Annotated in this window: 9 protein-coding genes; all 9 read right to left on the bottom strand. The window is 40.3% G+C overall.

Annotated elements, in window-relative coordinates:
* Window positions 1–43: 43 nt before the first annotated feature.
* Window positions 44–943 carry a helix-turn-helix domain-containing protein gene (locus C5695_RS08560; protein ID WP_117730354.1) on the bottom strand — a complete coding sequence of 300 codons (900 nt, stop codon included), beginning with the start codon at window positions 941–943 and terminating at the stop codon, window positions 44–46.
* 23 nt (window positions 944–966) lie between these two features.
* Window positions 967–1,758, bottom strand: a complete 792-nt coding sequence (locus C5695_RS08555) for a DUF3388 domain-containing protein (RefSeq protein ID WP_117730353.1) — start codon at window positions 1,756–1,758, stop codon at window positions 967–969.
* 131 nt (window positions 1,759–1,889) lie between these two features.
* Complete coding sequence (locus tag C5695_RS08550) at window positions 1,890–2,147, bottom strand: DUF3243 domain-containing protein (protein WP_048239821.1); 258 nt, start codon at window positions 2,145–2,147, stop codon at window positions 1,890–1,892.
* 73 nt (window positions 2,148–2,220) lie between these two features.
* A complete protein-coding gene (ymfI, locus tag C5695_RS08545; protein ID WP_117730352.1) occupies window positions 2,221–2,949 on the bottom strand; it encodes an elongation factor P 5-aminopentanone reductase in 729 nt (242 codons plus the stop codon).
* A 31-nt stretch (window positions 2,950–2,980) separates the two neighbouring features.
* On the bottom strand, window positions 2,981–6,100 hold the full coding sequence (locus tag C5695_RS08540) for an MMPL family transporter (protein WP_117730351.1): 3,120 nt from the start codon (window positions 6,098–6,100) through the stop codon (window positions 2,981–2,983).
* Window positions 6,078–6,554 carry a MarR family winged helix-turn-helix transcriptional regulator gene (locus tag C5695_RS08535; protein WP_012010014.1) on the bottom strand — a complete coding sequence of 159 codons (477 nt, stop codon included), beginning with the start codon at window positions 6,552–6,554 and terminating at the stop codon, window positions 6,078–6,080. The genes C5695_RS08540 and C5695_RS08535 overlap by 23 nt, the downstream gene beginning before the upstream one ends.
* A gap of 154 nt (window positions 6,555–6,708) precedes the next feature.
* Window positions 6,709–8,001 (bottom strand): EF-P 5-aminopentanol modification-associated protein YfmH, encoded by a 1,293-nt coding sequence (yfmH, locus tag C5695_RS08530; protein WP_117730350.1) that lies wholly within the window; start codon window positions 7,999–8,001, stop codon window positions 6,709–6,711.
* Window positions 7,998–9,278, bottom strand: a complete 1,281-nt coding sequence (gene yfmF / locus C5695_RS08525; protein WP_117730349.1) for an EF-P 5-aminopentanol modification-associated protein YfmF — start codon at window positions 9,276–9,278, stop codon at window positions 7,998–8,000. The genes yfmH and yfmF overlap by 4 nt, the downstream gene beginning before the upstream one ends.
* Window positions 9,279–9,423: 145 nt before the next feature.
* Window positions 9,424–12,540, bottom strand: coding sequence for an MMPL family transporter (locus C5695_RS08520; RefSeq protein ID WP_117730348.1), 3,117 nt, complete (start codon window positions 12,538–12,540; stop codon window positions 9,424–9,426).
* Between the last annotated feature and the right edge of the window lie 215 nt (window positions 12,541–12,755).

Here is a 12,755-nt window from a genome sequence, read left to right as displayed (position 1 = left end):
TGTATATATAATAGTAGGAACAAAAGAAAAGTCATCTACTTGCTTAAGATGACTTTTCCTTTCCTTTATTCACAATCACAATGTTTTGTGTCATGGTGTTTTTAGGGTCTAATTCGTACTTAAGCGTCTCGTCATTCACCTTGATATCAATTCCTGACGCATTACCTAGACGGATATCAACTTGAGAGAGCTCAGATAGGTCTGTTTTAAACGATTCGCCATCTTTTAGTTCACCCATCTTCAGCACTTTTCCAGATTCGTCTCTTACGCGCAGCCATGAAGTTTGTGTGGCAGAAATAGTTAACTCCATCTCATCTGCACCCGTCACTTCATACGTTGTCGTAGAGCCTTCTGTATTCGCCGCCTTTAAAGAGACCGTTTCATCATCTTTTGATGAATCCTCTTTTTCAGAAGGTTTTTCTTCATCATCTGAAGAATTCTTCTCTTTTTTCTTTTGGTCCTTTGCAAGAGATGAATCCTCAGATACTTCGTATTTAGATTCTGACTGCTGAGGAGCTGTCTGATGATTCTTCTGTCCGCTGTCTTGATTGACCGCCTGCACGATCACATAGATGATCGCAATGACCACAAGGACGCCTCCAATAATCAAAATGGTCGGCAGCAACTCAAGCACTTTTGAAGCAGGCTTTGGAAGTTCTCTTTGCGGCTTAATTGTTGATAATTTATCAGATACTTCATCGTTATACGTGCTTGGAACATCTTTACGAAACTCTTCGAACAATTGCTCAGAATTCAGTCCAACGGCTTCGGCATATTGTTTAATAAACGCTCTGACGTAAAATTTACCTGGAATAATATCATAGTTTCCTTGTTCGATTGCTAGCAAGTAACGCTTTTGGATTTTGGTCACCGTCTGAAGATCCTCCAGCGACATCCCTTTTTCCTCTCTGGCCTCAACGAGCCGTTTTCCCAATTCAGTCAACACAAACACCTACCATTACCATATTAAAAATCGAAGCCAGAAAAACCAGAATGATCAAACACTTGTGGTTCTTCAGCGTGCTCATATGTAATCTCTTCGTCTGCACTATTGCGCAATTCAATGATATAGTCGAAATCATCCATTGTATATTCTGAATTTTGAATAAAGATGTCTGGATGCTCAACCACCTTCGTTGCCGGCAGTCTCATAATTTCTCTTAGAAGCTGCAAGTGCTTCTCAGAACCTCTTCTTGTTGACACAATCCCATCAATGATAAAAACGTTATCTGGGCTGTATTCATCCGCAATCAGCTGACTTCGAATCGTCTGTTTCAAAAGAGTGGACGATACAAAAAGCCATCTCTTGCTGGCACATACACTTGAAGCTACAATTGATTCTGTTTTTCCGACACGCGGCATTCCGCGAATCCCAACCAACTTATGTCCTTCTTTTTTAAATAGTTCAGCCATAAAATCAACAAGAAGACCAAGCTCGTCCCTTTCAAATCGGAACGTCTTTTTGTCATCCGCATCACGCTGAATGTATCTGCCGTGACGAACCGCTAAGCGGTCACGAAGCTTTGGCTGTCTTAATTTTGTTACTTTTATCGTTTCCATTGTATTTAAAATTGATTCAAGGCGCTTCACTTGATCTGTGTGGTCACAGCGTAAAAGCATTCCGCGTCTTGATACATCAACACCATTAATTGTCACAATATTAATTGAAAGCATCCCCATTAAAGAAGATATATCTCCTAATAGTCCGGGACGGTTTACCTGTATCTCATATTCAAAATACCATTCGAGCTTTGCCAAATGATATTACCCCCTTCATTGTGGCAAATTTTTACCTTCCTTTATCATAAAGCATTTTCACATTTTTAGAAAGCACAATGTTGCTAAACGGTTAAAATAAAAAGAGAGGCACAAACGACCCCTCTTTTTGTTTAGTGCGAGCTATTATTTTCAACCAGCTTGACCATCATATTGGCAATGGCACGCTGCTCATCTTCTGATGCAACGCTCCAAAGGTCAGCAAGTACTCTTTCTTGCTCGTTCTTTGCTTCAACTTCGTTAGCTAAATATCCGCCAATTTCATACGCAAGGTTATTGATGGTATCTCCTTCTAAACCTTTATCCTGCGCATGATTTAAACGGTCACCTAAAAAGTTTTTCCAATGGTCCCAGTTCTCAAGTACTGACATGTCGATTCCTCCATTCGAAAAGATGAATTACAGCCATAGCTTTTGTCATGGAGAGATGAATTATACACGTTTTTTAACAGTACCAGCCGCCATTAACGGATAATATTTGTCCTGTCATATAACTGGACTGTTTTGAGGCGAGAAACCAAATGACATCGGCAATCTCCTCAGGTGATGCAAGCCTGCCAAGCGGGATTTCTTCTTCAAGCATGGCAATATCTTCTTTTGTGAAGCTTTTCATCATGTCTGTATCAACAGCACCAGGCGAAACAGCATTTGCTCTAATTCCACTTGGAGCAAGCTCTTTCGCCAGACCTTTAATAAACGCATTTTGCGCACCTTTGACCATACTGTACAGCACTTCACACGATGCACCTGTTTCTCCCCATATCGAGCTGACTGCAACGATATGTCCTGCTTTTTTTTGGATCATGGCAGGCAATAGGTTTTGGGTGAGCTCATATGGACTTGTGACATGCAGCTGCACCATACTGGCTAATACGTCTTTTTCTGTATCTGTGACTAATCCGACATGACTTTTACCGCTATTTAAGACAAGAATATCTGGAGATACAGGCAGACGGCTGGCGAGCTCATCAGCTCCGCCCATTTTAGCTAAATCCGCTTGAACGACATGCGTCTGAATATGACATGTTTCTTCCAGGTCAGCGGCAAGCGCTACGGCTGCCTGCTCATTTTTGTGATAATGGAGCATTACGTGGCAGCCTTCATGGGCAAGCTTTTTGGCTGCGGCCTGCCCAATCCCGCCACTGGCACCTGTTATCAGCGCCCAACGACTCATCACATGGATTCCTACTTTCTATTTGAAATATCTATTCTTTTCGTTTAAATGGGAACCAGTTAGCTGATCCGAACAATTTCACCATCACAGGTACGAACAATGGTAGCACAACGAGTGCGTACAGTAAAAGTCCTGTGAGAACAAGTGTTGCAATCTGTAAGAGAGACAGCACACCCGAAGGAAGCATTGCGGCAAATGTTCCTGCCAAAATAACAGCAGCAGACATGATAACAGAGCCCATATTCTTCATCGATTCGGTCATCGCAAACTGAATGTCTTTTGTTTTGTATTCATTGAACCGCTCCATTAAGAAAATCGAATAATCGACCCCGAGCGCCATTAATATGACAAATCCAAAGAATGGAACCGCCCAGTTAATGCCCGGATATCCGAAGAAGTGGGTGAAAATAAATTCTGTCATTCCGATGGCTGTAAAGTAAGTCAAAATAAGTGAACCTACCAAGTATAGCGGCATAACAAGCGAACGGAACAGGATCACTAAGATGAGGAAAATACCGATCATCATGTAAAGAACTGTCTTATTGAAATCTTGGTCTGAGAGCTGTTTTAAATCAGCGTTCATACTTGATACACCTGAAACGCCGAATGAAGCATCTTTTAGGTTTGTTTCAGGAAGTGCCCGTTCGACAGAAGCCTCTACTTGTTTGATCGTGGACAAGGCTTCATTGCCATATGGATTTTTTTCTAAAATGACATCAATCTTAGTCATCTTGCGGTCATCTGACATGTACGAATCAAATACTTGCTTAAATGCTTTGTTTTTCAGCACGTCTTTTGGAATAAACCAGCCGGCCATGTCTTGATCGGGTGCATTTTTCAGTTCGTCTAAGTAATCACCTGCACCCATTAACCCACTTGAAATTTTCTCTAAGCCGCTTACGCTCTTGTTCAGCCCATCTGTCAGCTTGGTCATGTCATCTCCAAAGCCGCCAATCTTTTCTTTCATTTGTTTTTGACCCTCTATCACTTGCCCGGCACCATTTGCAAGCTTTGGCATATTATCAGCTATTTGCCCTTGACCTTTAGACGTTTTACCCAATCCAGTTTCAATTGCGTCTAAGCCAGCAATGAGCTCATCGATTTGACTCGTCAAGACTTTTTGCTGCTCTCTAGCTTTTGCAATAAAGGCATCTGCTGCTTCAAGCTGTTTTTTCGCTTCTTTCGCTTGTTTGGCATAGCTGTCTGCCTGTTTCGCCCCTTCTTGCAAGGTCGTAGAAAGTTCATGATATGAAGCTTTGATGGCTTGATACGATTGATTTTCTTTTACCTGCGGGATTTGTTTTTCAAGTGTACTAAATTGTTTATTTGCTTGTGTAATTAACTTTTTTACATCCGCTGCCGCTGAGGAGGATGTATCTACCTGCGCTAATGCTGCCTTTAATTCTTTGGAAATGCTTTTATATAGCGACACTTGCTGATTCACTTGTGCGACTTGAGCCGTTAATTCTTTTTTCGCACCTTTAATGTTCTCTTTAATTTCTGCTACACCGTTTTTGTTTTGATCGATTCCGCTTTGCAGTTTTCTTAACGATTTTTCGACGTTTTGAATGCCCGTTTGCACTGATTCTGTACCAGAAATTAATTTGTTAATGCCTTTTCCAGATGATTTGATTTGCGGCGTTTGATCCTCAATGGATTGACTCATTGTCGTCAGTGCATCTTGGATTTTTTTCAAGCCTTCATTACTTTTATCAAGTCCGGTATTCAGTTCTTTTGCTTGTGATTTCACGTATAGATCACTCAACCCTTTACCGACAGGACGTGTCGCACTTCTCACTTTACTTACGCCATCTGTTTGTTCAATTGCACGACTGAGTTTTTCAACAGCAATCAGCCCTTTATTGTTGTCTAACAGATCAGACGATTTCACGACAATCGTTGCTGGTAGTGCTTCACCGGGCCCGAATTTATCAGAAATGGTATTGAATGCATTGACTGATTCGTATTTATTACCGATTTCATCTAAGCTGTTATAAGAAAGCGTTCCTTTATACATAAGAATGGGCGGAAGGGTAATGATTCCTACGATTAATAAGCTGAAAAGTGGTTTCTTAAATGAAAAACGGCCTGCTGTTTCCCACATTTTTGACTGAGGGTGTGCAATATCACCTTTAATCGGCCAAAATAGCACCTTTCCTAACACCGCCATAAAGAACGGAACAATTGTCAGAAGTGCCACAATGAGCACAGCAACACCAACTGCTACTGCAACAGCAGATTTATAAAGCTGGAATTGCGCAAGACCAATACAAGTAAAGCCGATCAGGACAGCAATTCCGCTGAATAAGACGGTCTTTCCTGCTGTTTTATACGTAATGAGAATCGCTTCAATTTTATCTTTACCGTGTGCGATCTCTTCTTTAAAACGGCTAAGAAGCAAAATACAGTAGTCCGTTCCTATCCCAAACATGATCGCAACCATGAAGATTTGAGTAAAGGTCGAGAGCGGGAAGTCGAGATATTTGACTAAATACGCCACGATGGATTGGCTCACCAAGTAAGACAGAGCCACTGCGACTAACGGAACGAAAGGCGCCACAGCTGATCTAAAGACAAGAACAAGAACAATGAGAATAAACCCAATCGTAATGAACTCTGTTTTCTTCAGACCTTCCTGCGAACTTGTGATCACATCATCATCAATTAACGGCTGCCCCGTCATTTCAAATGTCAGGTTTAAGCTCTTCAACTTTTCATTGACTCTGTCTTTAAAATCGGAAGCTTTGATTTTGTTTGAGTCATATGTAACTGGAACAAGGAGCGTCGTTCGATCTTTAGAGAGCATCTGTTGTTTGATATCTTTGTTGGCTTCAAAATAAGATGTGATGTCCTCTACATGTAGAGCTTGATCTTTTTCTAAAATCTCCATTGCCTTTTTTAAAGATGTTTCTCTTTCTTTTACGATGTTCTTTTCTTGAAAGACAATGACAATTGATTTTTCTGTATCACCGTTTTCAGACATTTTCTTTAATAACTGATTCGCATATGAGGACGGATAGCCGTCTGGTACAGAAATTTGCCCTTTTTCTTTTGTTAATTGCGCCATATTAGGAGCGGTGATGAGTAACACTGCCGCTAATACGATCCATAGAATCGTGATCAGCCATCTACCCTTTATGATTGCTCTCATTAGTACTTTGTGCCTCCTCTTCGATGATGACTTGATAGATCTTTTCATATGTTTGAATAAATGATTCCATTTCTTTTTCTTCCAGCTTTTCAAAATAAGATCGAACGAGATCCTGAAGCTGCTTTTCCATTCGGCTGACCACATCTTTGCCCTCTGGCGTAACGTACAGATGAACATTTCTTCGATCAGCTTGATCGTGCTCGCGGACAATATAGTTTTTCGTAAACAGACGATTGGTCATGGATGTTACCGCACTTTTGTTCACATTACATACATTTGCAAGGTCCGTTGATGTACAACCGGGATGTAAATTGATGTATCGAAGCGAGTAGTACTGATCGAGCGTCAGCTCTTTATCAAGCTTTTCCGTGATCATACTCGATACTTTTTTCTCCATCATGAGATAGACGTCTGCATACCTCTGAATGAGCTGTGCAATTTTATTTTGTTCCATACGCTGCTCCTTTTTAGTTTAAGTATTTAACTATTAAAGAGTTTAACTAATGAACAAAATGATTGTCAATGAAAATCCTCATAAATCACATGCTTTTTTCAAATGAGGCATAAAAAAAAACAAACTCTTTTGATCAGAGTTTGTCTTTTTTTATTTATTTTGTTTTCGGGACGACTTTGAAGACGGACATCCGTTCTTCATCAATTTCTTCTTCTATAATTTGCTGAATGTCGGCTAATTTGATTTGTTCAAGCATGGTCACGACATCAAATAAACTCATGTCTAAAAATGCATAACGAGTGAATTGGTTCGCAATGTATTCTGGAGAGTTCATGGCTTTTAGAAAGCTGCCGATTTTCTTCTTGCGCGCGAGCTCGATTTTTTCTTCTGAAATCAAGTTCTTTGCTTGAAGAAGGGTTTCTTTTAATTCTTTTGCCAGCTGATCAGGATCATTTGTATCTCCGCCAACTGACGTGAAGCCAAAGCCGCCCTCTTCCGTATAGTCGTAGCTGAAGGTTTCATCAATTAATCCTTTTTCATACATCTGTTCATATTGTAAGGAGCTTTTGCCAAACAGCGTCTCTAAAATGAGATTCATCCCAAGCTCGTGCTTTAGCAGCTGACTTCCTTTTTTATGCGGATTTTTTGTTTTTAACCCAAACATACATTTCGAGCCTTGTACGTTCATTGGAAGTTCGTATTCTTTCCTGTACACACCCTCAGGCTCATTGATGTCTTTTCGTTTGATCTCTGGCTGGTCTGTAAATGGCTTCTTCGCTTGATTCGCTCTGACTTGATCTAATATTTGCTTCGGATCAACAGGACCGACAACGAATAGAAGCATATTGCTCGGATGATAGAACGTTTCATAGCATTCATACAAATGATCTTTTGTGATCGGAGCAATACTTTCCACTGTTCCAGCTATATCAATTCTCACGGGATGCTTTTGATATAGATTTTCAATCAGACCGAAAAATAAACGCCAGTCTGGGTTGTCATCATACATGTTAATTTCTTGACCAATGATGCCCTTTTCTTTTTCAACCGTCTTTTCTGTAAAATATGGCTCTTGCACAAAATCAATGAGTGTCTCAAGATTTTGCTCGACATTTGAAGTGCTTGAGAACAAGTAAGCCGTTCTCGTAAACGTTGTGAAAGCATTTGCGGATGCACCTTGCTTACTAAATGTATGAAACACGTCGCCATCTTCTTTTTCAAACAGCTTATGCTCTAAGAAATGGGCAATTCCGTCAGGCACTCGAATCATGTCTTCTTTGCCAAGCGGCACAAATTCGTTGTCGACTGAACCATATTTTGTCGTAAAGGTCGCATAGGTTTTGTTAAACCCTTGCTTTGGTAGCACGTAGACGTCAAGTCCGCTTTCCATTTTCTCGTGATAGACCGTTTCTTGCAGCTGATCGAATTGAATTGTTTTCACTGTCATGAAGCACCCTCCGTTCCTTTAAGAAAATAGGTCGTATCCCATTCAATTTTCTGACCTACTTTGATGATGTCTTCTTTTGTCACTTGGTCAAGTGCGTCTAAAAAGGAATCAAGGGTTTCCCCTGTTGGCACAACGACATGCTGATACAGATATTCTGCTGTCCCATAAGATGTATCAATGGTTTCAAGCAGCTGGTTTTTGACGACAGCCTTTGTTTGCTCAATCACTTCATCTGAAAAATCACCATTTTGCATCGCTTTAAATTGTTCTTTAATGATGTCTACCGCCTGCTGGTAGTTGCCGACTTCAATTCCTGACATGACCATCATCAACCCTTTAAAGCTCTCAAGTCTAGACACAGCGTAGTACGCAAGGCTTGCTTTTTCCCGAACGTTGATGAATAGCTTCGAATGGGAGAAGCCGCCGAATATACCATTAAACAAATGCAGCGCTGGATAATCGTCATCTGCAATCGTCGTATGCGTGCGAAAGCCAATATTCAGCTTGCCTTGCTTTACGTCCTCTTCATCAATGACTTCTTTTGGTTCTTGATGGGATCTTGTTGATTCAGCCTGTTGCTTGACTGGTTCTCTTTCACTTGTTTTGAAATATTGAGAGACCATTCGGCTGATGTCTTGCTCATCAACATCTCCCACAACATAAAGATCCAGCTGGTTGGATTGAAGTGCATGCTCATACGCTTTAAAAAGCGAGTGGGATGTGATCGTTTCAATGTCTTCCATTTCTCCATTAACGTGCAGTGCATACGGTTCGCCTTTACACATTTCCTGCACAAGTCTTAAGTTCGAGTAGCGCATTTTGTCATCATACACGGCTTGAATACGTTGTTTTAATGTGCGTTTTTCTTGGTCTACATATAACGAACTAAACACCCCATCTTCAACATACGGGTGGAATAATAGGTCAGATAGTAAAGCAATCCCTTTTTCTAGTAAGGGAGTTTGATCCTTTAAATATTTTTCATTCGCCATTTCCAGGCGGAAGGTAATGATGTGATTCTCCCCTTTTTTCGCCATGTCTGCGGAAACAGTTGCACCATAGAGCTCATCAAAATAAGCACGCAGCTGTCCTGTTTTCGGCATTTTTTCTGTTCCTCTTAACAGCACATGCGGGAAAAGAGAACGCATGGTGACGTCGTCTTTGGATAGAGGCGCAAGCATTTTAAAAAGGATCGTCACAGTTTTAAATTTTTCTGTTTTGACAATATGAGTATGAAGACCAGGTGTGTCTAGTGTCTTCTCTTGTAAGTACGTCATGAGAAACCTCCTTTGTTCATCCTATTTATTATGTATTAGAACATAGCTGATATATACGTGAAACAGCCATTTAATAGACATTATATCAATCAGAGGAAAGGATAGGAAATAAAAACGCCTCTGCTATAAGCAGAGACGCCGGTCTTTATTTCATTCTAAAGGGCCACCAATTCCATTTACCGAAAATACGAACCATGACTGGGATAAATAGTGGCAATACAACAAACGCATATAATAAAAGTCCAATGAGTATGACCGTTGCAATTTCAACAAGTGACAATACACCGGATGGCAGCATGGCGGCGAAGGTCCCCGCTAATATCGCGACTGCTGAAATAATGACGGAACCCATATTTCTCATCGCTGATATCATCGATGCTTGCACATGCTCTCCCTTCCATTCATTAAAGCGATCCATCAAGAAGATCGAATAATCAATGCCGAGGGTGACAAGAATGACAAAGCTGAAAAATGGGACAGCCCAGCTGACACCATCGTAGCCAAAAAATGTTTTAAATATCCATTCAGTTAAACCGATGGATGTAAAATACGTTAAAATGAGTGAAAGTGTTAAGTATATCGGCATGACGATTGACCGTAATAATATAATTAAAATGATAAAGATACCAATTAACATGAAAATGACCGTTCGAATAAAGTCACCGTCAGATGTTTCTTTTAAATCTACATTAAGACTTGAGATACCAGACACACCATAATTTGCATTCTTAAGCCCGCTGACAGGTAAATATTGATCAAGGGTGTCTTCAATTTTCGCAACACCTTTCATCGCTTCATTACTGTATGGATTCACATTTAATATGACTTCAAAGGTTGTTAATTTACGATCTGGAGACATATACGTTTGAAAGATTTGCTTAAATTCATGACGTTTCAGTACCTCTTCTGGAATAAACCAGCCTGTTATTTCTTCATCTGGTGCTTGCTGCAGCTGCTTTAAGTAACCATCCGCTTCGGTGAAGCCACTTTTGACCTGCTCAAGCCCTTCAATACTTTCACCTAATCCATCTGTTAATAATGTAAGTTTTGATGAAAGCTGATTAAACCCTTTTTTAATGGCTTTTTGCCCGTCTGTCAGCTGATCTGCGCCATCTTCAATTTTAGGCATTTCTTTGATTAATTGTTTTTGTCCTTCATTTGTTTGATCAAGTCCATCATAAATTTGATCAAGCCCTTCCATGAGTGCTCGCACTTGCTGTTTCACTTCTTTTTGCTTGCTTGAAAAGGTTTGAATCACTGCATCTGCCTTCTTAATCTTTTCTTTAAACAGAGAGGCTTCCTCTTCATACTCACTCATTTGATCCCCTGCTTGATCAAGCATTTCTTTTGTGTCTTTAAACACTTTCTTGATTTCTTTATACTCTTCAAACTCTTTTACTTCCGGAAGACGTTTTTCAAGTGCTTCAAACGAAACGTTTTCGTAGGATTTTTTTACTTTTTGAATGGTTGCTATCAACTGCTGATTCGATTTTGCATGCCGGTCCAGCGTATTGACTACTCGCTTAAGCTCTTGAATCATCGCTTCACTGCTGCGATATTCTTGCTCTAATTCTTTTTTCGCTTTTTGGATTTTACTTCGAATGGTGCCGACACCATCTTTACTGCGCCTCACCCCATCTTCTAAAGAGATCAGGGACTCTCTTACTTCGCCTACTCCGCTTTTGATCGCTTTCGTTCCATCAATCAGCTGATCAATTCCTTTAGCGGATTCTTGAATTTTGGGTTTCTGTTTGAGAAGGGCGAGATTTGCTTCGGTTAATCCATCTGAAATTTTTCCGATTCCATCGTGGCCTTTGCCAAGCTCTCCTCCAAGTTCTTTTGCTTGAGAGGTGACATAAAGCTGACTTAGCCCGTTTCCAACAGGACGAGTGACACTGCGGACTGCTTTCACTTCGTCAATATCATTTAGTTTACGGGTCAGTTTCTCAATGATGACAATCTTTTCTTGGTTATCTAACTCATTGTCACTTTCAACAAGTACATTTAAAGGCAGCGCTTCACCAAAGCCAAATTGCTCTGATATTGTATTAAATGCAGACACTGACTCATACTTTTTGCCAATCTCATTTAGACTGTTATAAGATAGTGTGCCGTCATATATCAGAATAGGAGGCACTGTAATCAATGCGACTAAACCTAGGCTGATCAGCGGCCTTTTAAATGAAAAGCGACCCGCCCATTCCCACATTTTACTTTGCGGGTGGCGAATGTTTTCTCTTTTAGATGGCCAGAATAGAGATTTTCCAAAAACAGACATGAAAAAGGGAACAATGGTGACAAGGGCAATCAGCAGAATGCCAACTCCAACAGCAACACTAACGGCTGACTGATACAATTGGAATTTAGCAAATCCAATGCTTGAGAAGCCGACTAACACGGCTAACCCGCTGAAAAAGACCGTTTTTCCTGCACATTTGTATGTGATGATAATTGACTCTTTGACATCACGACCTTGACCAATCTCCTCTTTAAAACGGCTTAACAGTAAAATACAATAGTCTGTTCCTATACCGAACATAATAGCTACCATAAAAATCTGAGTAAAATTAGATAGAGGAAATTGCGTATATTCTACTAGAAAAGCCACAATACACCGGCTGACAGCGTAAGAAATGCCGATCGTAATAAGCGGAACAACAGGTGCCAAAATCGATCTGAACACAATAATTAAAATAAAGAAAATAAAGACCATCGTAATAAGTTCAGTTTTCTTCAGACCTTGCTGGGAGCTCTTAATGACATCTGAATCCACAAATTTTTGACCCGTCATTTCATATGAAACTTGATAGGGCTTTAAAACTTCCTCAATTTGTTCTTTCATCTTCACAGCTTTTATTTCGTAGTGGTCGAATTTGAATGGAACAAGAAGTGTACTTTTATCCTTTGATAGAAGTTGTTTTTGAATGTCCGGATCTACATGAAAATACGAAGTAATTCCGTCAATGTGGAGGTCTGGGGCATGTGTCATGAGTGCAGATAAAGCCTTTTTTAATTCCTGCTCCTTATTAGGGAACAGATGTTGTTCGGAGAATACAATGACACCCGTATCTTTTTTCCCGTTATGATCTGATAGCTTATCCAATAAGTGAAGTGCCTCAGCCGTCGGTGTCCCCTCCGGAACCTTTAATTGCCCTTTTTCTCTTGTTAAGTCCTCTAAATTGGGTGCAGTAATAAACAGAATCACAGCTGTTATCATCCACACCACTAATACAATCCATCTTGCTTTAATTATTTGCAACATAGCTGCTTCAAGCTCCTTCTAGTTCATCAATCAATTTGCTGTATTTGAACGTGTCTGAAGTGCTGACTGTGTCTCCTTCAACGTGCTAATGGCAGGATGACCTATTCAATTGTCTTTTCGTGTTGAAGAAACACATCATCATCATCACGCGGGCTCAATTTCTGCCTAAAGAAGGACAGAAATTGAATGTTTTTGAGCACCTCCTTATTGGGATA

Source organism: Bacillus pumilus, assembly GCF_003431975.1.
Classification (GTDB): Bacteria; Bacillota; Bacilli; order Bacillales; family Bacillaceae; genus Bacillus; species Bacillus pumilus_N.
This window is presented reverse-complemented; position numbering and strand designations above follow the sequence as displayed.

Excerpts from the sequence above, each read along its gene's own strand:
- C5695_RS08535 (WP_012010014.1), bottom strand. The coding sequence starts at position 6,554 with ATGGAACAAAATAAAATTGCACAGCTCATTCAGAGGTATGCAGACGTC.
- C5695_RS08540 (WP_117730351.1), bottom strand. The coding sequence starts at position 6,100 with ATGAGAGCAATCATAAAGGGTAGATGGCTGATCACGATTCTATGGATC.
- ymfI (WP_117730352.1), bottom strand. The coding sequence starts at position 2,949 with ATGAGTCGTTGGGCGCTGATAACAGGTGCCAGTGGCGGGATTGGGCAG.
- yfmH (WP_117730350.1), bottom strand. The coding sequence starts at position 8,001 with ATGACAGTGAAAACAATTCAATTCGATCAGCTGCAAGAAACGGTCTAT.
- C5695_RS08520 (WP_117730348.1), bottom strand. The coding sequence starts at position 12,540 with ATGTTGCAAATAATTAAAGCAAGATGGATTGTATTAGTGGTGTGGATG.
- yfmF (WP_117730349.1), bottom strand. The coding sequence starts at position 9,278 with ATGACGTACTTACAAGAGAAGACACTAGACACACCTGGTCTTCATACT.
- C5695_RS08550 (WP_048239821.1), bottom strand. The coding sequence starts at position 2,147 with ATGTCAGTACTTGAGAACTGGGACCATTGGAAAAACTTTTTAGGTGAC.